This is a genomic window from Ancylobacter tetraedralis (genome assembly GCF_014195655.1).
In the GTDB taxonomy this organism is placed as follows: Bacteria; Pseudomonadota; Alphaproteobacteria; order Rhizobiales; family Xanthobacteraceae; genus Ancylobacter; species Ancylobacter tetraedralis.
Genome location: NZ_JACICD010000001.1, coordinates 1,021,409 through 1,044,793, shown reverse-complemented (window position 1 = coordinate 1,044,793; position 23,385 = coordinate 1,021,409). Strand labels below are relative to the sequence as shown.

General features: G+C 69.2%; 18 protein-coding genes. 10 read left to right on the top strand and 8 right to left on the bottom strand.

Annotated elements, in window-relative coordinates; genetic code table 11:
• Nucleotides 1-163: 163 nt before the first annotated feature.
• Nucleotides 164-1,462 (bottom strand): hydantoinase/carbamoylase family amidase, encoded by a 1,299-nt coding sequence (locus FHS55_RS04760; RefSeq protein WP_183188470.1) that lies wholly within the window; start codon nt 1,460-1,462, stop codon nt 164-166.
• A gap of 103 nt (nt 1,463-1,565) precedes the next feature.
• The gene (locus FHS55_RS04755) at nt 1,566-3,278 is read right to left on the bottom strand and encodes an ABC transporter substrate-binding protein (protein WP_183188469.1); all 1,713 of its coding nucleotides are present in this window, start codon (nt 3,276-3,278) and stop codon (nt 1,566-1,568) included.
• 400 nt (nt 3,279-3,678) lie between these two features.
• Here FHS55_RS04755 and FHS55_RS04750 point away from each other — a divergent pair, with 400 nt between their 5' ends.
• Nucleotides 3,679-4,593 carry a LysR substrate-binding domain-containing protein gene (locus tag FHS55_RS04750; protein WP_183188468.1) on the top strand — a complete coding sequence of 305 codons (915 nt, stop codon included), beginning with the start codon at nt 3,679-3,681 and terminating at the stop codon, nt 4,591-4,593.
• A 59-nt stretch (nt 4,594-4,652) separates the two neighbouring features.
• Here FHS55_RS04750 and FHS55_RS04745 read toward each other — a convergent pair whose 3' ends face one another.
• Genes FHS55_RS04745 through FHS55_RS04735 form a run of 3 tightly spaced genes read right to left on the bottom strand, consistent with a single transcriptional unit; the run spans nt 4,653 to nt 8,079 of the window.
• Nucleotides 4,653-5,738, bottom strand: a complete 1,086-nt coding sequence (locus FHS55_RS04745) for a pyridoxal phosphate-dependent aminotransferase (RefSeq protein WP_183188467.1) — start codon at nt 5,736-5,738, stop codon at nt 4,653-4,655.
• Between the two features lie 47 nt (nt 5,739-5,785).
• Complete coding sequence (locus FHS55_RS04740; RefSeq protein WP_210286829.1) at nt 5,786-6,841, bottom strand: FAD-binding oxidoreductase; 1,056 nt, start codon at nt 6,839-6,841, stop codon at nt 5,786-5,788.
• Nucleotides 6,842-6,846: 5 nt separating this feature from the next.
• On the bottom strand, nt 6,847-8,079 hold the full coding sequence (locus FHS55_RS04735) for an aromatic ring-hydroxylating oxygenase subunit alpha (protein WP_183188466.1): 1,233 nt from the start codon (nt 8,077-8,079) through the stop codon (nt 6,847-6,849).
• A gap of 583 nt (nt 8,080-8,662) precedes the next feature.
• Here FHS55_RS04735 and FHS55_RS04730 point away from each other — a divergent pair.
• From FHS55_RS04730 to zigA, 9 genes are all read left to right on the top strand, one after another.
• Nucleotides 8,663-9,841, top strand: coding sequence for an NAD(P)/FAD-dependent oxidoreductase (locus tag FHS55_RS04730; RefSeq protein WP_183188465.1), 1,179 nt, complete (start codon nt 8,663-8,665; stop codon nt 9,839-9,841).
• Nucleotides 9,841-10,188 carry a RidA family protein gene (locus FHS55_RS04725; RefSeq protein WP_183188464.1) on the top strand — a complete coding sequence of 116 codons (348 nt, stop codon included), beginning with the start codon at nt 9,841-9,843 and terminating at the stop codon, nt 10,186-10,188. The genes FHS55_RS04730 and FHS55_RS04725 overlap by 1 nt, the downstream gene beginning before the upstream one ends.
• Before the next feature lie 82 nt (nt 10,189-10,270).
• Nucleotides 10,271-11,224 (top strand): ABC transporter permease, encoded by a 954-nt coding sequence (locus FHS55_RS04720; protein WP_183188463.1) that lies wholly within the window; start codon nt 10,271-10,273, stop codon nt 11,222-11,224.
• Nucleotides 11,221-12,258, top strand: coding sequence for an ABC transporter permease (locus FHS55_RS04715; RefSeq protein WP_246339814.1), 1,038 nt, complete (start codon nt 11,221-11,223; stop codon nt 12,256-12,258). Before FHS55_RS04720 ends, FHS55_RS04715 begins: the two co-directional genes overlap by 4 nt.
• Nucleotides 12,259-12,262: 4 nt before the next feature.
• Nucleotides 12,263-14,338 (top strand): dipeptide ABC transporter ATP-binding protein, encoded by a 2,076-nt coding sequence (locus FHS55_RS04710; protein WP_183188462.1) that lies wholly within the window; start codon nt 12,263-12,265, stop codon nt 14,336-14,338.
• A complete protein-coding gene (gene hydA, locus FHS55_RS04705) occupies nt 14,331-15,746 on the top strand; it encodes a dihydropyrimidinase (RefSeq protein WP_183188461.1) in 1,416 nt (471 codons plus the stop codon). Before FHS55_RS04710 ends, hydA begins: the two co-directional genes overlap by 8 nt.
• Complete coding sequence (locus FHS55_RS04700; protein WP_183188460.1) at nt 15,731-16,672, top strand: nitrilase-related carbon-nitrogen hydrolase; 942 nt, start codon at nt 15,731-15,733, stop codon at nt 16,670-16,672. The genes hydA and FHS55_RS04700 overlap by 16 nt, the downstream gene beginning before the upstream one ends.
• A 57-nt stretch (nt 16,673-16,729) precedes the next feature.
• Entirely contained in the window at nt 16,730-17,395 is a 666-nt protein-coding gene (locus tag FHS55_RS04695) for a cysteine hydrolase family protein (protein ID WP_183188459.1), read from the top strand.
• Between the two features lie 206 nt (nt 17,396-17,601).
• Entirely contained in the window at nt 17,602-18,816 is a 1,215-nt protein-coding gene (gene zigA / locus FHS55_RS04690) for a zinc metallochaperone GTPase ZigA (protein WP_183188458.1), read from the top strand.
• Between the two features lie 111 nt (nt 18,817-18,927).
• On the opposite strand, the gene FHS55_RS04685 is transcribed toward zigA, so the two are convergent.
• From FHS55_RS04685 to greA, 3 genes are all read right to left on the bottom strand, one after another.
• Nucleotides 18,928-21,570, bottom strand: a complete 2,643-nt coding sequence (locus FHS55_RS04685; protein WP_183188457.1) for an AAA family ATPase — start codon at nt 21,568-21,570, stop codon at nt 18,928-18,930.
• The gene (locus tag FHS55_RS04680; protein ID WP_183188456.1) at nt 21,567-22,691 is read right to left on the bottom strand and encodes a metallophosphoesterase; all 1,125 of its coding nucleotides are present in this window, start codon (nt 22,689-22,691) and stop codon (nt 21,567-21,569) included. The genes FHS55_RS04685 and FHS55_RS04680 overlap by 4 nt, the downstream gene beginning before the upstream one ends.
• Nucleotides 22,692-22,762: 71 nt before the next feature.
• The gene (greA, locus tag FHS55_RS04675; protein ID WP_183188455.1) at nt 22,763-23,239 is read right to left on the bottom strand and encodes a transcription elongation factor GreA; all 477 of its coding nucleotides are present in this window, start codon (nt 23,237-23,239) and stop codon (nt 22,763-22,765) included.
• Nucleotides 23,240-23,385 lie beyond the last annotated feature (146 nt).

Below are 23,385 nucleotides of genomic sequence, written 5' to 3'. Positions count from 1 at the left end.
CCCCGGCCCCGCGCCACACCTGGCTTCTGCACGAATGAACTCTAGGCGCCGGACCGGTGGCGATCACGCAAGATCGCCGGGGGCTATGGCCTCGAAATAATCGTGGGAGGCGTGGCAGTGTCCACGGCATGCCCGGCCTCGCGATCCACGCGGGTGAGAACGCTCAGCCATCGAACGCGATCACGAACGCCGTCAGCAGTGCGATGGCGGCGGCGAGATCTTCCATTTCCATGGCCTCGTCGGGATTGTGGCTACCATTCCGGTTGCGGACGAAGACCATGGCGGTCGGCACGCCGGCTTCGGCGAAGGCGGCGGCATCGTGGCCCGCGCCGCTGGGAATTGGGGGCGCGGCAAGCCCACAGGAGACGGCCGCGCGCGACAGCCCTGCCATCAGCCCCGCATCCATCACCGCCGCGTTCCAGCGAAAGGTGGGGCCCAGCTCGAAACGCACGCGGCGGCGGGCCGCGATGTCGGCGCAGATGCCGGCGATGCGACGCTCCAGCCCGGCCAGGATCGCCGCGTCGATGCTCCGCAGATCCAGCGTGAAGCCGAGATCGCCGAGCACGCGGCTGCCGCCATGCTGGGCGGGATCGGATTCGACACGGCCGAAGGTAATGGTCGCTTCGCCCCCGCGCTGCTCGATCGCATCCCATTCCCGCTCCAGCGCGGTGACGAAATCGTTGAAGCCGAGCACCGCGTCGTGCCGGGCGAAACGCGGCTCGGCACCGGAATGGGCATAACGGCCGATGCAGCGCCCGCCCGTGTAGCGCAGCCCGCCGGCAATGCCGGTGACGATGCCGACGGGCGCACCGGCGGCGACAAGGCGCGGACCCTGCTCGATGTGAAGCTCGATGAAAGCGGCGATGTCGCGCGGGGCGATCTGCGCGATGCCCCGCCGCACCGGCTCGGGATCGAATCCCGCCTGCGCCATGTGGTCGGCGAGGCTGCGGCCGGTATCGCTCCGCAGCGCCTCCAGCGCCTCCGGCGGCAGACGGCCCAGCGCGGCGAGGCTGCCGGGATAGGCCAGCGGAAACCACGCGGCCTCTTCGGCGCGGGTGATCAGCACGGTCAGGTCGCGCGGCAATCGGGCGCCCTGCGCGACGAGGTTCGCCATCACCGCGACACCGCCGGCCACGCCCGCCGCGCCATCGAAATTGCCGCCATGCGGCACGCTGTCCGCATGCGAGCCGATGACGAGAGCCGGAAGCTCCCGCCGCCGTCCCGGCAGGGTCAGGTAGAGATTGCCGAACGCATCGACGCGCCGCTCCGCCCCGAGCGCGACGGCGGCCGCGCCGAGCCGCGCATGGGCATAGTGCTCGCCCTCCCCGAACGCCGCGCGGGTGATGCCGGGCGGATCGGCCGTGGCGCGGGCAAGATCGGCGAGGAGCGCATCGGCGAGACGGGCGCCGGGGAGAAGCGCGCCAAGGAGAAGCGCGCTGGATTCGGCAACACGCTGGGTCATGGCATATCGCCCGCGACGGCTTCGGACGTAGGATGCGCGAGGCACCTCTTCGAGCGGCCGGCGCGGCGCCCGGGCGGGCCGCCACGCCGGAAGGGAAGCCGCGTCAGGACATCCAGACCTTGACGATGTCGATCTCGCGCGAGGGATGCGCGGCATAGCCATGCACCTTGGCGCTCGACAGGTTGTAGACCGGCCGCCAGACCGGCTGCACCATCACCGCGTCGTCCTGCAGGATCTTCTCCACCTTCTCCATCTTGGCCTTGCGGGCCTCGACCGCGACGGTCGATTCCGCATCCGCCAGCGCGGCGTCGAAAGCCGGGTTGGAATAGTGGCTCTCGTTCCACGGCACGCCGCTGCGATAGGCGAGGCCGAGCGTCATCGTACCCAGCGGGCGGTGGCTCCAGGAGGTGATGCCGAACGGAGTGTCCTTCCAGATCTCCCAGTAGCGGGTGGTCGGCACGACATTCACCGCCAGCTTGATGCCGGCGTCGGCGAGCTGGTCGCGCAGCGCCTCGCACACGGCCTGATGCCACGGACCATCGGTGTTGCCACAATCGATGGTGATCGACAGGCCGTCGGCATGGCCGGCTTCCTTCAGGAGCGCCTTGGCGCCCGCGACATCCCGCTTGAGCGGCGGCAGCGGGAAATATTCCGGATGGACCGGCGCGACGTGGAAATTATAGGCGGGCACGCCGCCTTCCGGGAACAGCAATTGCTGGATCGCGTTATTGTCGGCCGCCTTCACGATCGCCTGCCGCACGCGGATATCGTCGAACGGTTTCTTGTCGTTCTGCATGCGGCAGCACACGGTCTGCGCCGACACGGCGGAATAGATCTTCACGTCGGGCAGCGACTTGGCCAGTTCGAGCTGGTCCGACGTCAGTTCATAGATGGCGTCGACCGTGCCGGAGGCCAGCGCCGCGGTCTGGTTCTCCAGATCGAAATTGAAGAACTGCACCTCGTCCAGATAGACCTCGCCGCCCCAATAGACGAAATCCTTGCCATCCGTGGTCTTCTTCACGCGCTGGAGGATGCAGCGATCGCCGACCGCGAGCTGCTTGAGCGTGAACGGGCCGGTGCCCAGAGGCGCGTCCGAGAACGGCGCCTTGAAAGAGGGGTGCACGATCTGGGTGGGGTACTGCGCGCAGTCCTCCGGCACCGACAGCACCGCCCGCGCGAGGTTGAGCTTCACCGTGTGCGTATCGACCACCTCGATGCCATTGGCGATCGGCCGGCGCATGGCCTTGCCCTTGGCATCCTTCTCGCCCGTCTCCTCGGACAGCGAGCTGAAGGTCGACAGGCCGATATTGGACGAGCCGAGCTTGGAATCGCACCAGCGGCGCAGGTTGAAGGCCACGTGCTCGGCCGTCAGTTCCTCGCCATTGTGCCACATCACGCCCTTGCGGACGCGCAGCACCCAGGTCTTGAGGTCGTCGGAAGGCTCCCAGCTCTCCAGCAGCATCGGCCGGGTGATGTTGTCGGGCCCGAGCAGCGCGAGGTGCTCGATGATCGGGCGGGTCTGGTTGGACATCTCGTTCCAGCTGTAGAGCGCCGGGTCGTCCAGCTTGGCCACCCGCTGGCCGATGCGCAGCACGCCGCCAGCCTTTGCGTCGGGGTCGATCCGGGGCCAGGGCATGGCGGCGGGCGCCGGGTTCGCCGCCATGGCGGGGCTGACGAGCCCGGCCATCGATCCGGCGGCGCCGACCGACACGCCGAGCAGCGCCGCCATCCGGACGAAGCTGCGACGGTCCATCTGGCCCTCGTCGAGCTGACGCTTGAGTTCGCGGATGAGCGGCTTGTCCTGAAACCCGGTCATTTGTTCCCCTTTTTCATCTGATTGCGGAAGGTTGATGCGACGCACGGACGGCCGGAACGATGGGTGCCGCGGAGCCTGTATCGACACGGAAGGCGGGCGATGCGCGGCGTCGACACGCCACGCCGACAGGATACCGCCGACAGGCGACCGCCGATCGCCATCGACCCATCGACCGAACGCACCGCACGATGGGGTGCGGCGACTTCCAGATCGACCGGATGCCGTGTCGTTGCGTCTTTTATGGCTCGATTGACCCAAGCCTATCGTGGGCAAGCGGGCAATCACGCAAGAAATTTACGGCCATTGCCACGATTTTTTTTGCGCTGCAAAAGGGATGCGCATTGCCGGCGGGGAATGCCATCACTAGGCTCGCACGGATGACCTGTCACCCGGATACCGCATGAAGCCGCCGGCTCCCCTGAACTATATCCGCTCCTTCGAGAGCGCGGCGCGCCATCTCAGCTTCACCGCTGCCGCGCAGGAACTGGGCTATACGCAGGCGGCGATCAGCAGCCATGTGCGCGCGCTGGAGCAGTATATCGGGCGCCAGCTGTTCATCCGCTACCCGCGCAGCCTCAAGCTCACCGACATGGGCGAGGCGTTCCTGCCCACGCTGCGCCAGGCGCTGGCGGAAATCGACAACGCCACCGAGGCCATCGTCGCCAAGGGTCGCAACCGCACCGTCGTCGTCACCTGCCCCGTCAGCCTCGCGGAAAACTGGCTGGCCGCCGTGATGGCGCCTTTCCACGGCGTGCATCCCGCCATCGAGGTGGTGTTGCAGGGCACGGTATGGGAGGACACGGATGAGCAGCTCTCCGACCTCACCATCGCGATCCGCCGCTTCGACGACCAGCCGTCTTCCGGCACGCTGCTGTGGGATGACGAACTGGTGCTCGTCTGCTCGCCCCGGCTTCTGGAGGGCAACGTGCCGCTGCGCACCGGCGCCGATGTGATGCGGCAGCCGTGGATCCAGGTTCTGGGGCGGCAGGAATGCTGGCAGATCATGGCCGAGGCGCTGCATCTTGGCGCCGCCGAACGCCCGCGCAGCCTCGCGGCGAACTCCACCAATGTGGCGCTCGAACTGGCCTCCCGCGGGGCGGGAATCGTCGCCACGCAATGGTCGCTGGCGCAGGTCTATATCGAGCGCGGCCTGCTGGTGGAGCCGCTGCCGGTGCGGCGGCCGAGCCCTTGGGCCTATTATCTCGTCGAAAATCCGCTCTCCAAGGGCAATTATTGCCGGGCGGTGCGGGAATGGATCGTCGCGCACGCCGCCGCGAATAAAACAAACCCGCCACGTGCCACTGCAAAACCTTAAGCGATAGTCCTGAAGCGCCTGCTTCACGCGCGTCGACCTCCGCCCGGCCCGAAAGCGCCCTACCCGCCCCCCTCATCAGGAAAGGCGGGGCCGCCGGCGCAAAGCCGCGCGGCGACGCGAGCCATCGCCTCGGCGGGCCCAATCGTCACCCTCAGGCAATGGCCAAGCCCGTAGCCGTCCATGCCGCGCAGCAGCAGGCCCTCCGCGCGCAGCGACCTGTCGGCCGCGCGGCACGCGCGCGGGCTGGCGAAGGGGATGAGCAGGAAATTGGTGTGGCTGCGGGGCGGTGCGAAGCCCGCCGTCCGCAGCGTGGCGGCGAGCGCCTCGCGCGCCCGGCGGGTCTCGGTGACGATGGCGCGCATATGCGCCCCGTCGCGCATCGCCGCCGCCGCCATGGCCTGGCTCACGGCGCCGACATTGTTGGGGTTGAGCAACTTGCGGGCCTCGACGCCGATCGCGGGGGGAAAAAGCCCCCAGCCGACGCGGGCACCGGCCAGCCCATAGGCCTTGGAAAAGCTGCGCAGCACCACCGTGCCGCCGCCGGCCACGAGATCGAAAACCGGACGCGCGTCCTGGTCATCGAACTCGCCATAGGCCTGGTCGACCACCAGAAGCACCCGCGCGGGCAGGCCGGCGCGCAGGCGGATGATCTCGGCATTGGCGATGCGCGTGCCGGTCGGGTTGGCCGGATTGCAGACGAAGACGATCCGCGTGTCGGCCCCGACCGAACGCAGGAGGCTATCGACGCACACGGTGTAGTCCGTCTCGTCGGCACAGACATAGCGGGCGCCGGACTGCCGGCAGGCGGTGGCGACGAAGAGATAGCCGAAGCGTGAACCGAGCACCTCGTCGCCCGGCCCGCTGAAGGCCCGGATCACCGCGCCGATCAGTTCCATCGACCCCGCGCCGCAGAGAATGCTCTCGCCCGACACATCATGCACCGCGGCAATGGCCGCGCGCAGGTCGCTCCAGTCGGCATCGGGATAGAGCGCGCCACGGGCCAGCGCCGCCGCCCCCGCCGCCAGCGCCCGCGGGCTCGGGGGAAAGGCGCTCTCGTTCTGCGCCAGCGAGATCGCCCCTTCCGGTGCCGGATCGGCCAGCGGATAGGACGCCATGGCGGCCACGGCCGGGATCGGGGCAATCATGCGCGAGTCATTCCGCGAGGGAGGGAGTGAGCGGGAGAGCGGCAGGCTCAGCCGATGGTGATGGCGAGATCCGAGACCGGCCGGCTGGAACAGGCGAGGATATAGCCCTCGGCCTCCTCCTCCGGCGTGATGCCGCCATTGTGGTGCAGCGCCACGCTGCCGCGTTCGAGCTTGACCATGCAGGTGCCGCACAGGCCCTCGCCGCAGCCGCAGGGGATGATGACACCCTGGCGCAGGCTGGCCTGCAGCACCGTCTCGTCCGCGCGTATCGCCAGTTCCCGCCCGGCCGCCCAGAGCTGGAAATCCCCCGCCGGGTTTCCGTTCGCCGGAACCGCCGCCGGGCTCGCCGGCGCGGCGACGCCCCCACCTTCCGCGTGGAAGCGCTCCGTGTGGAAGCGTTCCTTGCGCCCGCCCTCCGCCGCGTGAATGAGCCGGATTTCCTGCATGAAGGCGGACGGCCCGCAGCAGAACACCTCGCGCGCGGCGAAGTCGGGCACCATGACCGACATCCGGCGCCGGTTGACCCGTCCGCGATAGCCAAACCAGCCGGCACCGGGATGGCTGACGGTGATCGACGCCGCGAGGTTCGGCATGCGCGCCTGCAGTTCCGCCAGCGCCTGCGCGAACAGGATGTCGTCCTCGCGGCGGGCAGCGTGGACCCAGGCGACATCCGCCTCGGGATCCGTCCGCGCGAGTTCGCGCAGCATGGCGATTAACGGCGTCACGCCCGAGCCGGCGGAAATGAAGGCAACCGGCCCGCCGCTGCGTACCGCCAGCGTGAAGGCGCCACGTGCCGCCCGTGCCGGCAGCGTCATGCCGGGCTCCAGCCGCTCATGCAGCCAATGGGTGGCCCCGCCGGGCGCCTGCGCCTTGATGGTCATCTCGAGGGCGCCATCCGCGCCGGCCCCCGAGATGGAAAAGCTGCGCCAGTGTCTCTCGCCGGCCCGTTCGATGGCGAGCATCATCGCCTGACCCGGCACGAAGGAAACCGCGACGCCCTCGCCGGCGCGGAAGCGGAAGGTCTTCACCCCCGGCGCCTCGGGGCGGATGTCGATGCAGGTAAGCATGAGGCCGGCCGTCCCGGCCGGCATGTCGATGGTCATGCGGCTCACTCGGCGGCGATGCGGTGCGCGGGGCCGTGCACGTAGTCGGACATCTTGCCGTAGTACCACTCCGCAAAATTCTTCAGCATGAACTCGGACGGCGCGAAGGGACCGGGGCGATAGGCCCGCGACTGGATGCCCTGGTGATTATGCTCGGCGAGGATGCGGTCCTCGTCATTGGTTTCGGTCCACACCTCGGTCAGGCGCTTTATGTCGTAGTCGACACCCTCCACCGCGTCCTCATGCACCAGCCATGTGGTCTTCACCGCGGTGCGGTTGGGGCCGAGCGGCAGCACGCGGAAATGGATGATGTGGTCGGCAAGGAAGTGGTTCCAGTTGTTCGGCACACGGAACATGCGCACCGAGCCGAGATCGGGCTCGGTGAAATCGGCCAGCAGCTTGTTGCAGGCCGGCGCGCCGTCACGGGTGAAGGACACGCAATCCTCGTTGAACGGCAGGCGGATGCAGCGGAACTCGATGCCGCCATCGGCGGGCTTGTGCGGCAGGCCCAGGCGATCCCAGCGCGCGGTCGAGGTGTCCATCAGGTTCTTGAAGGTGGCATTGGCTGCCGGGTGGTCCGGCAGGGCGAATTCCACCAGCGTCACCAGCAGCGCCGGGTGATTGCCGGCGCAGTGATAGCATTCGCGATTATTCTCGATGACCAGCTTCCAGTTCGCCTCCTCGATGATGGTGGAGGAAAACGCCACCTTGGTGCGGTCCGGCTGGTGCGGCGCGATATAGGGCGTGACCGTGTCGCGGAAGCGCGCGAACGAAGGCGGGTTTTCGGCGACGCTGACATAGACCATGCCGCAGATCACCTCGACATGCACCGGCACCAGCGAGTAGCCGCTCTTGTCGAAATCCGCCGGCATCTGCCGCGCGTTGATGAGGCGGCCGTCCAGTTCGTAGACCCATTGATGGTAGGGACAGACCAGCCGGTTGGCCCGGCCGCTCTCATGCAGGCAGATACGCGAGCCGCGATGGCGGCAGGTGTTGAAATAGGCTTTCACCTCGCCGTCGCGATCCCGCAGGATCACCACGGAATCGCGGCCGATTTCCATCGTCACATAATCGCCGGGCCGCTTGATCTCCGCCACGCTGCAGGCGAACAGCCAGTCCGAGGCGAAGACCGCCTCAAGGTCGGCCTGGAAGATCTCCTCGTCCACATAGAAGGCCTGCGGCATGGAGAAGCCAGAGCGGCGTTCGTTCAACAGGCCGGCAATTCGCTGTTTCAGCATTCAACCCCCATCGGAGTGGGACCGCATGGAACCGGGCCCGCACCCGGCGAGCAGCTAGGCTCGGGGCGGGACATCGCTCATTCGCCGGCAGCATAACGCCGCGCCGGGGAGACCTCGCAATCAAATAGGGCGGGGGCAATGACCCGGATTTAATTGAGGCAAGCCCGTCCGGGACGAGCCGCCCCCGCGCGGTGAGGCCCTGCCGGATCCGAGCCCGCGGGCGCCGGAGGCCATGCGAGCGGTCGTGCCGGGCTTCGGCACCGCGCCGTCTGCCGACGGTCCAACCGGAGGATGCACCGAGAGGCGGCATCACCTTGATCCTGCATTAACGACCGCCGGCCACGAGGAAGCAGGGGGGCGGGCGCGCAGGAAGCGCCATGGCTGCGGGCTGGCCAAAGATTCAAGGGTCAATGACGACGAATTCCTCGCGTGATCAGCGATGAAGCACAGCCTAATTTAACGCCATGAGAATCGGAATTGCCCCCATGGCCCGGATTTTTCGCGCGTCAGAACGTGAGTGCCCCCACCCCGCGCCACACGTGGCCAGCGGGTCGCGCCGCGCGCTGAGCCAGGCTGGCCGGGCATGAGCGAGGTGGCGCACGCGGATGTGGTGATCCTCGGCGGCGGCATTGCCGGTGCGGGCGCCGCCTATGAGATCGCCAAGACCCGCTCGGTCATCCTGCTGGAGCGCGAGAGCGTCTGCGGCTACCACGCCACCGGCCGCTCGGCGGCGAGTTTCACGGAGAATTACGGTACCGGCCTCGTCCGGCGCCTCGCCCTCGGCAGCCGGCCGTTTCTCGCTTCTCCGCCGGCCGGCTTCTGCGAACACCCCCTGCTCTCCCCGCGCGGCATGCTCACCATTGCCCGCGCCGACCAGATGGAACGGCTCGACGCCGAACTGGCGCGGGCGCGGCTTCTGGTGCCCAGCATCGTGCCGGTCTCCATCGACGACGCCCTCGCGCGCGTGCCGGTGCTGCGGCGCGACTATCTCGCCGGCGCGATCCTCGAGCCGCATTCGATGGATATCGATGTCGACGCGCTGCAGAACGGCTTCCTGCGCGGCGCCCGCGCGGCCGGTGCGCGCATCGTCACCCGCGCGCAGGTGCGCGGCATCGCCTGCCGCAACGGTGAATGGCAGGTGGAAACGCCGGCGGGCCTGTTCGCAGCGCCTGTCATGGTCGATGCGGCGGGCGCCTGGGCGGACGAGGTGGCGCAAATGGCCGGCATCGCCCCGCTGGGGCTGCAGCCGCTGCGCCGCACCGCCTTCAACATTCCCGCGCCGGTGGGCCATTCCATCGCGCATTGGCCGCTGGTCAACGATGTGGGCGAGGAATTCTACGTCAAGGTCGCTGGCGGGCAGCTCATGGTGTCTCCGGCCGACGCCACACCGAGCAAGCCGATGGACGCGTGGGCGGACGACATGGATGTCGCGATCGGTGCCGAGCGGCTGGAGCGCGCGACCCATCTCACGGTCACGCGCGTAAGCCATTCCTGGGCGGGCCTGCGCACCTTCGCGGCCGACAGGTCGCCCGTGGTCGGCTTCGATCCGCGGGCCGAGGGTTTCTTCTGGCTGGCGGGACAGGGCGGCTACGGCATCAAGACGTCGTCCAGCCTCTCGCGCATCGCCGCCGCGCTGATCGGCGGGCAGGACCTGCCAGACGATCTCCAGCGGCTCGGCATATCGGCCTCCGACCTGTCGCCCGCGCGGTTCGCGCCCGCGCCGCAGGTGTCTTCCCCGTCCACCACCAGAGGAGCGGCCTGATGACGATCAACCGCATCGAGAACGGCACCCGCTTCTGCCGGGTACTCACCCATAACGGCACCGTCTACCTCGCCGGCATGACCGCCGACGATACGTCGGGCGACGTCGTGCAGCAGACGCGCGACACGCTCGCCAAGATCGACCACTTTCTCGGCCTGGCCGGCAGCGACCGCTCGAAGCTGCTCAGCGCCACCATCTGGCTGCGCGACATTGCCGATTTCGACCGGATGAACGGGGTGTGGGACGATTGGATCGACCACTCGGCCATGCCGGTGCGCGCCACCGTGGAAGGGCGCCTGGCCGGTGAGGCCTACCGGGTGGAAATCATGGTCATCGCGGCGCTCTGAAATCGCGCGCCCCGCGCGCACTGCCGGCCGACGCACTGCCCCCTCGCACCCGCCCCGACGTGAACCGAAGAGAGACCGATCGATGGCGAGGCTCATCGCAAAGCGGCTGGGGCAGATGCTCCTGATCATGGGCGTGACCTCGCTCCTGCTCTTCGCGATCTTCGATACCGACCAGTTCCGCCGCCAGATTGCCGTGTCGGAGCTGGGCGGCTTCGGCGTCGCCACGCTGAACGCGGCGGATTACGAGGGCTGGCTGGAGAAGAAGGGGCTGAACGAGCCGTTCCTGTCGCGCTATGTCACCTGGGTCGGCGATGTGATGCAGGGCGACCTCGGCCGCTCAATCGAGAAGAACATGGCGGTGTCGACGCTGCTGGCCGACCGGTTGCAGCGCACCGCCATCCTCGCCTCCTGCTTCTTCGTGCTCATGGTGCCGATCTCGCTCACGCTCGGCGTGCTGGCCGGCATGCGCGAGGGTGGGAGGCTGGACCGGGTGATCTCCATCGTCGCCGTCGTCACCACCTCGATCCCGCAGATCGCGACGGCTGTGCTGCTCACCGTGTTCCTCAGCCTGGGGCTGGGGTGGGTGCCGGCGAAATCCGCCATGGTGGGCGGCTTCTCCTTCCGCGAACTGGTGCTGCCGCTGCTGACCCTGCTGATCTACGACATCGGCTATGTCGTGCGCATGACCCGCGCCTCCATGGCGGAGGTGATGTCCGCCAACTACATCCGCACCGCCGTGCTCAAGGGCCTCGCCGGGTCGCACGTCATCGTAGGGCACGCTCTTCGCAATGCGCTCATCGTGCCCTTCACGCTGATCTTCCTGCAGCTCAACTGGCTGCTGTCGCATGTCGTGGTGGTGGAGGTGTTCTTCCAGTATTCCGGCTTCGGCCGGATGCTCTACGAGGCGGCGATGTTCGGCGATATCGCGGTGCTGCAGGCCGCCACGCTGGTGGCGGTGGCCGTCGCGGCCCTCTCGCAGCTTCTGTCCGACATCGCCTATATCCTCCTCAACCCACGCGTGGGAGCGGCCGGATGACGCTCTCCTCTCCTCCCGTGCCGGCAACCCATCCCGAGCGGGCATCGTGGCGCCCGACAATCGCCCGCCTGCCGGTGGTGGTGGCGCTGCTCGCGCTCGTCTGGTGCTCGCTGGTCGCCTATGTGGTGTTTCCCGATGCGCTGGGCCCTGCCCATGCCGCCGCGCTGATCCCCTCGATCCCGGCGGTGCTGGTTCTCTATGGGCTCGGCATCGTGTCGTGGCGGGAATCGGCCATTGCCCGCATCGGCCTCACGCTGGTGATGTTCTGGATCCTGATGGCGGTGGCCGCGCCCTACCTGCCGCTGGTCGATCCGAACCGCCCGATCGCCCCCTTCGCCCCGCCCTTCACGGCGAAGGCGGGACACTTCTTCTGGCTCGGCGCGGACATGCGCGGACGCGACATGCTCTCGCGCACCCTGTGGGGCGGGCAGCGGGTGATCGTGTGGGGCATCACCGCCACCGCCTGCGCCTATGTCGTCGGCGTCGCCTTCGGCCTCATGGCCGGCTACCTGCGCGGCTGGTGGGACGAGATCCTGTCCTTCATCGCCAATATCCTGCTGTCCTTCCCGGTCATGGTGCTGCTCATCCTGGTGCTGAACTTTCTCGGCCAGAGCGGCTTCTCGATCATCCTCGCCGTCACCTTCTCCTCCGCGCCGGGCATCATGCGCATCGTGCGCGGGCTGGCGCTGGTGGAATCCACCCGGGATTACATCCAGGCCGCCCAGACGCGCGGCGAGAGCGCGCTGTGGATCATGGCCGTGGAGATCCTGCCCAATGTTCGCGGGCCGCTCATCGTCGATGCCTGCCTGCGGCTCGGCTACACCACGGTGGCCATCACCACGCTGACCTTTCTCGGCCTCGGCCTGCAGCCGCCCGATCCCGACTGGGGTCTGATGATCAAGGAGGCCGCCAGTTCGGCCCTGCTGTGGAAGTTCGCCTACATGATGATCGTGCCCTCCGTGGCGGTCAGCAGCCTGATCCTCGGCTTCAACCTGATGGCCGACGGATTGCGCGAGATGAGTCTGAGGGATTGAGCCGATGGACACGCACTCCCCGCAGGCGGCGACGGCCAGCCCCTCCCCCATCCTCGAATGCCGCAATCTCTCAGTCTCCTACGAGACGCGGGCGGGGCTGGTGCCGGCGGTGGTGGACTTCAACCTGAAGCTCATGCCCGGCGAGGCGCACGGACTGGTGGGCGAATCCGGTTGCGGCAAATCCACCATCGCGCTCGCCATCATGCGCTATCTCGGCCGCAACGGGCGGATCACCGGCGGGCAGGTGCTGTTCGAGGGACGCGACCTGCTGACCCTCTCGCCAACGGAACTGCGGCGCGTGCGCGGGGCCGACATCGCGATGATCTACCAGGAGCCGATGGCCTCGCTGAACCCGACCCTGCGCATCGGCCGCCAACTCGCCGAGGTGCTGACCGTGCATCAGGGCCTCGATCGGGCGAGCGCGCTCGACCGCGCCGCCGCCATGCTGGAGCGGGTGCGGCTCGCCGATGCCGGGCGCATCCTCGCGGCCTATCCGCACCAGCTCTCGGGCGGGCAGCAGCAGCGCATCGTCATCGCCATGGCGTTGCTGGCCAACCCGAAGGTGCTGCTGCTGGACGAACCGACCACGGCGCTGGACGTGACGGTCGAGGCCGGCATCGTCGACCTCATCCGCGACATCTCCACCGAGTTCGGCACGGCGATGCTCTATGTCTCGCACAATCTCGGCCTGATCCTGGAGACCTGCCAGCGCCTCACCGTGATGTATTCGGGCGAGGCGGTGGAGACCGGGCCGGTGGACGAGGTGTTCCGACGGGTCCGCCACCCCTATACGCGCGGGCTTTTCGCCTCCATCCCCGTGCCCAGCGCGGACAAGGCCAGCCGGCCGCTCGTCACCATTCCCGGCCAGTTGCCCTCGCCGACCAACCGGCCCCACGGCTGCTATTTCGGGCCGCGCTGCGCGTTCTTCGAGCCGGGGCGCTGCGACGAGGCCGCCGTGCCGATGGCGCAGGTGTCGCGCACCCACGCCTCGCGCTGCCGGCGCATCGCCGAGATCGACTGGGACACGCCAGCCGCCGGCGCCGTGACGCGCGAGGAAACGAAGATCGGCCGCACCGTGCTGCAGGTCGAGGGGCTCTCGAAGCGCTATCACGCGGTGCGCGCCAACGAGGACCTCACCTTCGAGGCGCGGGAGGCCGAGACGCTGGCGATCGTGGGCGAATCGGGCTGCGGCAAGTCGACCTTCGCGCGCATCCTCATGGGGCTGGACCAGGCCACCTCCGGCTCGATCTCGCTGATGGGCGAGGAACTTGCCCGCCTGCCGGTGACCAAGCGCGACCGCGTCACCATCCGCAGCCTGCAGATGGTGTTCCAGAACCCGTTCGACACGCTCAACCCCAGCCAGACGGTCGGCTTCCAGATCGCCCGGGTGCTGCGCCGGTTCGGCGCCCGCATGAGCGAGGCGCAGATCCGCGAGCGGGTGCTCGAACTGCTCGACACGGTGAAGCTGCCGCGCGACTTCGCCGGGCGCCGCCCGCGCCAGCTCTCCGGCGGGCAGAAGCAGCGCATCGGCATCGCCCGCGCCTTTGCCGGGGACCCCGCAGTGGTGGTGGCGGACGAGCCGGTCTCGGCGCTCGACGTCTCGGTGCAGGCGGCCGTCACCGAACTCCTGATGGACATCCAGCGCCGCAACGGCACGACGCTACTGTTCATCAGCCACGATCTCTCGGTGGTGCGCTATCTCTCCGACCGCGTGGTGGTGATGTATCTGGGCCGCATCATGGAACAGGGCCGCACCGGCGACATCTTCGCCCCGCCCTACCACCCTTATACGGAAGCGCTGCTCGCGGCCGTGCCGATCGCCGATCCCACCATCCGCAAGCGCAAAGTGGTGATCTCTGGCGAGATGCCCTCGCCCAGCAACCCGCCCGCCGGCTGCCCGTTCTCCACACGCTGCCCCTACGCCATCGAGGACCTGTGCGAACGGACCGTGCCGCCCGCCCAGCTCTTCGGCGAGGGCCACGCCATAGCCTGCCACCTTCCCCGCGAGACGCTGCTGGCGATGGAACCCATCATCCTCGCCGCCGACAGCCTGAACGAGGCAAACAACCATCATGCATGAACGGGTCATCACCAATGGCCGCGTCGGGCTTTCCGACGGCTGGACCCATTGCGACATCGGCATCGACGACGGCCGCATCACCGCGCTGGGCGAGGGCCTGAAAGGGGCGGAAATTCTCGACGCGGCGGAGCTCTGGGTGCTGCCGGGCGGCGTCGATACCCATTGCCACCTCGACCAGCCCAGTTGGGGCGGCACCGAGGGGGCGGACGGGTTCGGCACCGGCAGCCTCGCCGCGATATTCGGCGGCACGACCACCATCGTCCCCTTCGCCATGCCGGCGCCGGGCACCACCATGCCGCAGGCGGTGGAGCGCTCGCTGGCGCTGGCCGAGGGCCGCAGCTTCGCCGATTACAGCCTGCACGCCATCGCCACGGAGGCGACCGGCCCCGCGCAGGACCAGATGGACTGGCTCTGCGCGCAGGGCATCCCCTCGGTGAAGGCATTCATGACCTATGAGGGCTTCGCCGTCTCCGACGAACGGATGTTGGAACTGATGGACGGCGCTCGCGCGCGCGGCATGACGGTAATGATCCATGCCGAGAACGATGCGATCATCCGGCACAGCCGCGACAAGCTGCTCGCCGCCGGCCGCACCGCGCTGCGCTATCACCTCATCGCCCACAGTGCGGCCGTGGAGCGCGAGGCCATCCACCGGGTGGCGACGCTGGCGGAGGTGACGGGCGCGCGCGTGCTGATCGTCCATATCTCGTCGGCGCAGGGGATCGAGGAACTGACGCGGGCCCGGCTGCGCGGCACCGACGTGACCGGCGAGACCTGCCCGCAATATGTGCTGGTGCCGCCCGCCGCGCTGGACGGGCCGGCGGAGGACGCCGCGCGCTTCCTGTTCTGCCCGCCCGGACGGGAAGCCGCCAGCCATGCCGCGCTGTGGCAGGCGCTGGAAGCGGGCGACATCGCGCTGTGGTCCTCCGACCATTCGCCCGGCCCGCTGGCCGACAAGGTGGCGGCGGAGGATTTCGACAAGGCGGTGAGCGGCATACCGGGACTGGAGACCCGCCTGCCGCTGCTGTTCTCGGAAGGGCTGGCAAGCGGGCGCCTGTCGCTGCCGCGCTATCTCAGCGTCGCCGGCGCGGCGGCGGCCCGCTATTACGGGCTCGAGCGCAAGGGGGCGATCACGCCCGGTTTCGATGCCGATCTCGTATTGTGGGATCCCGCCGCGCGCTGGCAGGTCCGCGCCGCCGAGCAGCGCTCGCGCGCTGGCTACACGCCTTTCGAGGGGCGCTGGATGAGCGGCCGGCCCCTCACCGTGCTGCTGCGCGGCCAGACCGTGGTCGCGGACGGCCGCCTCGCCGACCGGCCGCCGCAGGGCCGCTTCCTGCCGCGCCGACCGCTCGATCCCTCCACCTTCCGCCTGCCCATCGAGGACACCACGCCATGGCTCGCCGCCTGAACGTCGCCGTTTGCCAGACCGGCCCGATCGCCCGTGCGGAGAGCCGGGCGGACGTGGTGGCGCGGCTCATCGCCCTGCTGGAAACGGCGGCGGCGGGAGGCGCCGAACTGGCGGTGTTCCCGGAAATGGCGCTCACCACCTTCTTTCCCCGCTGGGATCTGACCGACCCGGACGAGATCCGCGCCTTCTACGAGCGCGAGATGCCCGGCCCGGACACCGCCCCGCTATTCGCGGCGGCCCGGCGTCTCAAGGTCGGCTTCGCGCTCGGCTATTGCGAGAGCGTGGTGGAGGACGGACGCGAACGGCGCTTCAACACGATGGTGCTGGCGGGGCGCGACGGGGCGGTGATCGGCCGCTATCGCAAGATGCATGTGCCCGGCTCCGAGGCGCCGGAGGAAGGCGTGACGGTGCATCTCGAGCGCCGCTATTTCGAGCCGGGCAATCTCGGCTTCCCGGTATTTTCCTTCGAGGGGGTGCGGATCGGCATGGCGATCTGCAACGACCGGCGCTGGCCGGAGACCTACCGCATGCTGTGCCTCAACGGCGCGGAAATGGTGCTGATCGGCTACAACACACCGCTCCTCCTCACCGAGACCCCGCGGCTTGCGCATCTGCGCATGTTCCACAACCATCTGCCGATGCAGGCCGGCGCCTACCAGAACACGGTGTGGATCGCCGCCGCCGCCAAGGCCGGGGTCGAGGAGGGGCAGGCACTGATCGGCGGCTCCTGCATCATCGCCCCCAGCGGGGAAATCGTCGCGCTGGCCAACTCGCTGGGCGACGAGGTGATCGTCCACCGCGCCGATCTCGCCATGAATGAGGACTGCGCGAAGGCGGGCTTCGACTTCGCGCGCTACCGCCGCCCGGACGAATACGCGCTCATCGCGCAGGCCGCCGGACCGCGCCGGCCGGCCACCGCCGGCTGAACCCGCTCCGGCTTCCGCTCCTGCTTCTGCTCCTGCCCGCACCGGAAAAGGCGCCGCATGACGCCCGCGACCACCGCCCTTATCCTCATCGACCTGCAGAACGAGTACCGCCCCGGCGCCACCTGGGCGATCATCGGCTACGACAGCGTCCTCGCCAACGCCGCGCAATTGCTGGCGACCGCCCGGAAAGCCGGCATCTGTGTCGTGCACGCGCAGTTCTATGTGCGGGACGAGGAACGCGGCGACTATGCGCTGCACGATGAAGCGGCCGGCGAGACGTTCCGCTCGGCCGTCGCGGGCGAACCGGGCGCGGAAATCTGTGCGGAGGTCGCGCCACAGGATGGCGATATCGTCCTCCACAAGAACTGGCCGAGCGCGTTCCGCCATACCGATCTGGAGGCGCGGCTGAAGGCGCGCGGGATCGAGACGCTGGTGGTGGCCGGTGTGCTCACCGACAGCTGCGTGACGGCGACGGTATTCGACGCCGTCTATCTCGGCTTCCACGTCTTCCTGGTGAAGGAGGCCTGCGGCAGCCTGAGCGAGGCGATGCACCGCACCGGCATGCTCGACATGGCGAACCGGCTCTATGGCGGGGGGATCCTCCGAATGCCGGAGGTGCTCAAGGCACTGGAGGGCAAGGCTTTCCGGGGCTGGCTCTGCACCCGCCCGGTCGAGTTCGCCTATTCGCTGGATAATGTGAACGCGCTCTACGACAGCCTGTGAACGGGGCGCAACCCGGCGCCCGTTGGAAACCGCAATCGCGCGAATTTTTCGGGGTCTGCGGCTCGCAATGCCGATCCAGCCTACGGATGCCGGATCGAACCGGAGCCAGACGAGCCTGTGTTTCCGCCGATGGCCGATGGGCTTGATCCGATGCCGTCTCCATGTAAGTGATACATTATATCATTTCACACATGGAGCGCGTCCCTATGTCCGATTCACGCCTTCCGGTCACGGTGCTGTCCGGCTTTCTCGGCGCCGGAAAGACCACCCTGCTCAACCATGTCCTCGCCAATCGCGAGGGGCTGCGCGTGGCGGTCATCGTCAATGACATGTCGGAAGTGAACATCGATGCCGAGCTGGTGCGGGCGGGCGACGCCAACCTTTCGCACACGCAGGAAAAGCTGGTCGAAATGACCAATGGCTGCATCTGCTGCACCCTGCGCGACGATCTGCTCGCCGAGGTGCGCCGGCTCGCGGCCGAGGGGCGTTTCGACTATCTGCTGATCGAATCCACCGGCATTGCCGAGCCACTGCCCGTCGCCGCCACGTTCGAGTTCCGCGACGAGGACGGCTTTTCGCTCTCCGACGTCGCCCGGCTCGACACGATGGTGACGGTGGTGGATGCCGCCAACCTGCTCAAGGATTTCGGCTCCCGCGATTTCCTGCGCGATCGCGGCGAGACGGCGGGCGAGGAGGATGAGCGCACGCTGGTCGACCTGCTGACCGACCAGATCGAGTTCGCCGATGTCATCGTGCTCAACAAGGTCTCGGACGTCGTCCCGGCGCGGCGCACCGAGGTGCGGGCCGTGGTGAAGGCGCTGAACCCCGACGCGCGCCTCATCGAGACCGATCAGGCCCATGTGCCGCTCAAGGACATTCTCGGCACCGGCCGGTTCGATTTCGAGGCCGCCCATGAACACCCGACCTGGTTCAAGGAGCTGAACGGCTTCAAGGACCATGTGCCGGAAACCGAGGAATACGGCGTTTCCAGCTTCGTCTATCGCGCCCGCCGGCCGTTCCACCCGGAGAAGTTCGACGCCTTCCTCGCCCGCACCTGGCCGGGGCTGGTGCGGGCCAAGGGCCTGTTCTGGCTGGCTACCCGCCCGCGCCGGGTGGGGGAGATGTCGCTCGCGGGCGCTATCTGCCGCACCGGCTCGATCGGCCAATGGTGGGCGGCGATCCCGACCGAGCACTGGCCGACGCAGCCGGACTGGCGTTCCTGGCTGCGCCAGCACTGGACGCCCGGCTATGGCGACCGGCGGCAGGAACTGGTCTTCATCGGCGTGAACATGGATGAGGCGGCGATCCGCGCCGCGCTCGACGCCTGCCTGGTCGGTCCGATGAAGCCGAACGTGTTCGATCCCGAGCCGTTCAAGCACCTGCCCGACCCGTTCCCGACCTGGGAGCGCGTACCGGCCTGAATGGAGCGGAAAGAGGCAGAAGGCCGGATCCGTTCCGGCCGCCGCACTCCATCTCCCCCAAGGCTTCCCAGGGCGCGCCGCGCTGGCGCCCCTCGCGGCCTCAGGCGCCGTTCAGGCGGCCTCCGGCTGCCACGGCGTCATGGCGAGCACATTGCCCCCGAGCCGGGAGAACGCGCGCTGGCGGCAGGAGAAGACCAGGATCTGCTGGTCACGCGCCTGCAGGTGCAGGGCGTTGAACATGCGCTCGATGCGGTCATCGTCGGAATAGACCAGCGCATCGTCGAGGATGACCGGCGCCGGCCGGCCATCGCGCGCCAGCAACCGGGCGAAGGCGAGGCGCGTGAGCACCGAGAGCTGCTCGCGCATGCCCCCGCTCAGCCGGTCGATCTCCTCGTCCTGCCCATTGCGGCGGATGGTCTGCGGCAGCAGGGTCTTCTCGTCGAACACGATGGAAATATCCTCGAACAGCAGGCCGAGCAGCGGCCGCAACTCGGTCAGCACCGGCTTGAGGTAGAGGTCGCGCGCCGCCGAGCGCGAGGCTTGCAGGGTCGCGCGCAGCCGCTCGAGCGCCGCCACCTCGGCGGCAAAAGCCCGGGCGCGGCCGCGCGCGGCTTCCAGCGCCTCGCCCGTCTCGCGCCACGCCTCTTCCACGGCGTCGTCGGCGCGGGTGCGGATCTGCCCGTTCAGCTCGGCGAGTTCGCGGCCGAGCCGGCCCTCCTCCTGCGTCGCCGCGTCCTCGGCCGATTTCGCGCGGCGCAACGCCGCCTCGGCGGAGGGAAGATGGGGCGCGGCCTGGCGCAGCGCCGTGGCCTGCGCCTCGTGCCGTGCGAACAGCGCCTCGCGCTCCTCGCGGCCCTGCGCCAAAAGCTGCGCGCGGGCGGGGCGCTCTGCCGCGTCACCGAGAAACGCGTCGAGCCGGGCGAGTTCGCCGCCGAGCCGCGCCACCGCCGCTTCCGTGGCGACGAAGGCGTCATTGGCCCGCCCCTGCTGCGGCTGCGCCTCGCGCACGCCGTTGCGCGCCGCGTCGACGCGCAAGCCGGCTTGCGCCAGCTTCAGCCGCGTCTCCTCGGGATCGGCCTTCAGCTCCAGCAACTCCGGCGCAAGCGCCGCGCGCCGCGCCACTTCCTCGCGCAGCCGCGCCAGCCCCTCGGGCGCCAGATGGCGCAGTTCCAGCCGCAGCCCGTCCAGCTCGGTGCTTTTCGCACGTGCCGCCGCCTGCCGGGCGCGCGCCGCGGGAAGATCCGCCACCCCGAGCGTTGCCAGCAGATCGGCGCGCTTGCGCTCGGCCGCGCGGCGGGCCCGGTCGGCGCCCTCCGGGCGGTGCGAGCACAGGGTCAGCGTGCCGATGCCCGGGATATCGAGGCGCGACAGGTCGCGGATGGGATGCTCCTCGCCCTCATTGAGCGGTGCTCCGTCGAGCACCAGCGGCGCGGCCGGTTCTCCCGCATAGGCCATGTGCAGCGTGGGCAGGGCTGCCTCCTCGGCCGCGCGCAGCCGGGCGATCTCGATATCGAGTTGCTGCAACTCGTCGACCGCCGCATCGGCAATGGAAAGAGGCGCGAGCGCCGCCTCGCTCTGCTCCTGCCGGGCGCGCAGCACCTCCGCTTGCTGGAGACGCGCGTCGAGCGCGGTCCGCTCTTCCGCTGCCTGCCGAGCACGCAGCGCCGCATCCAGCCGCACCAGCAACTCGCGGGTCGCCTGCTCCTCGCTCTCCGCCGCCGCAACCGCGGCCTGGGCCTGCTCGATCGCGAGCAAAGCCGCGCCGCGTCGGGCCCTCGCCTCCTCGCGCGCGGCATTGGCGGCCGCCAGCTCGCTCCCCAACCGCTCCGCCTGCTCCAGCGCCTCGCGGAAGGCGGAAACCTCGCGCACCGCCGCGTCGCGACGGTCGCGGGCGAGCGCGGCTTCCGCTTCGGCCGCCTTCAGCTTCTGCGCATGCGCCTTGGCCGCCTCGAAAGCCGCCTCCGCCTGCTCCACGGCGGCGCGGCGGGCGGCCTTCTCCTCGGCATTGCCGAGTTCGGTGAGGCGTTTCAGCGCCCCCGCGCGGCGGTCCAGCGCCTCGCGCAGCGCCCGCACCTCGGCGGAGAGGCGTCGCTCCTCTTCGGCGAGGCGCGCTTCCTCCTCGACGGCGGCGGCGTAGGGACCGCCGCTCCTGGGGCGCAATGTGGCGGTGACGAGCCGGCCCAGTTCCTCCTCGCAGGCCGCCATGATCTGCGACATGCGCCGTCCACCGGTGATCGCCTCGACCTCGCCCTGCACCGAGGCGAGCAGGCTCTCGCGCACGCGGCGCTCCTCCTCCTCCTCGCTCTTCTTGCGCTCCTCGAGGCCGGTAATGCCCTGGCGCACCCATAAAAGCCCTGCCGGACCGGCGCTGCCGCCGCGGATCAGGCCGGCGATGAAGCTCTCGGCCTCGTCGGCCTGGGCGACCAGTTGCGCGCCGCCGAAGCCGTCGAGCCGCTCGACCTGCGCGCGCTTGCCGCCGATGAACTGCTTGGTGAGGCGGAACCGTCCTTCCGCCACCTCGATCTCCGCCTGCACGATCGGGTTGCCGCCGCTATAGGGCTTGAGCCGCTGCACGTCCTTGGCAACGCTGGTGTGCGGCAGGAAGAACAGCGCGTGCAACGCCTCGAAGCTGGTCGACTTGCCATATTCATTGGCGGCGCACAGCACGTTGACGCCATCGCCGATGTCCTCGATGGCGACGCCCTGCCGCGCGAAGCGCTTGACGTTGTAGAGCCGCAGCGCCGCGAGCTTCATGAGGCGATCTTCTGGCAATAGGAGAACAGCCGCACCAGCGCGGCGCGGGCGATGTCCCGATCACCCGCCGATGTCGACAGATCGAGGCTGGCGGCGCTCAGCGTCTCGGCCGCCTCGCGCAGGGCGCCGGCGCGGTCGATCAGGTCGAGATCGGTCGCCTCGCACTCGGTGGCGAGGTCGCCATCCTCAAAGTCGAGCAGGGCGAATTCCGGCGCGGCGTGCGCGATGGCGGCGGCCAGCGCGGTTCGGCCGGCAAGGCTCGCCCGGCCGGTGGCGGCGATCCGCAGCAGGCTCTGGCGCCGCTGCGGGCCGGCCGGCAGCAGCCCCGCCAGTTGCGCGGGGCCGTCATCCCCAGGCAGCAGATGCAGCGGCACAATCCGCCAGTCAAACGAGCCGGTGGGGAACGGCGTCACCTCCGGCAGCGCGCCGGCGGCGGCGACATGGACAAGCAGCGCCTCTCCCGGCCGGCCATGCTTGAAGCGGTCCGGCTCGGGCGTCCCGCTATAGCGGGTGCGCGCATCCACCGCGATGGCGCCATGCCAGTCGCCGAGCGCGAGATAATCGAGGCCGGCACGGGCGGCGCGGTCGGGGGCGAGCACCTCGGTCGCGTTGCCCTCCTCGGAGAAATCGCGGATGGCGCCATGGGCGAGGCCCAGCCGGATCGCGCCCTCCGGCGTCGGCGCTCCGGTCATCCATTCGGTGAGATCGCGGCCGGGGCGGCGGGTCGTGCAGGGCGCGGGCAGCAGGCTCACGCCCGGCGCCAGCGTCAGCGGCGCGGGCTCGGTGGCGAGGATCACATTGGCCGGGGCGCCCTCGCGCAGCGCGCTCCACAGCGACGTGGCCTGCAGCGAATCATGATTGCCGGGCAGCAGCACGAAGGTCAGCGGCGCGTGATGGCCCATTTCGGCCAGCGCCTGGCGGCGAATTTCCGGCGAGGGCGTCTCGGTGTCGAACGTGTCGCCGGCCAGCAGCACCACGCTCGCCCCGCTTGCCCGCGCCTCGGCCGCCAGACGGCCGATCACGCCATGGCGCGCCTCGCGCAGCCGCCCGCGCAGTTCCTCGGGCAGGTTGCCGAAGCGCTTGCCGAGATGAAGGTCGCTCGTATGAATGAAACGGAACACGGACACGCTGACTTTTGGGCTCGGGAGTACAGGATAGCCACTCCGCCGCCGCGGTCCAGCATCCGGCGCGACTAGAACGGCTCCGGCAGGGGATCGACCGCGATAATCTCGGCGGTGCCGGCCGGCAGGCGGATCTCGTCGCCCACCCATTTGCCCATCAGCGCGCGGGCCACCGGGGAAATCCAGGCGATGCGCCCTTCGCGCGGGTCCGCCTCGTCCTCGCCGACGATGCGGTAGGTGCGGCGACGGCCCTCCTCGTCCTCGATGGTGACCGCCATGCCGAAGGTGATCGCCTCGCCGCTGGCCGGCGGATCGACCGGCTCGGCATTGGCGCGGCGCGCGCTCCAGTAGCGCAGCTCGCGCGAGGCCGCCGCCACGCGGTCGCGCTCTCCCGCCGCCCCGGCCGCCGACAGCGCCTCGCGCTGGCGCGCGCTCTCCTGCTCGATGAGCGCCAGACCCCGCCGGGTGACGAGATTGCGCTCGCTGTTGACCGGGCGTTCGGGCAGCGCTTCGGCACCGCTATCTTCCTTGACGAAGGCACGGCTCATGACGTCTCCAGACCCCGAACGGACGTTCCTGGGCAAAAATGCCCGTACAAACCCTTGACATCGGCAAAGTTCGTTGACTTTCCGGGCTTTATCCGTATGGTGCAACGCGTCGTCTGACCATACCCGACTGATGCGTTCCGCGCGAC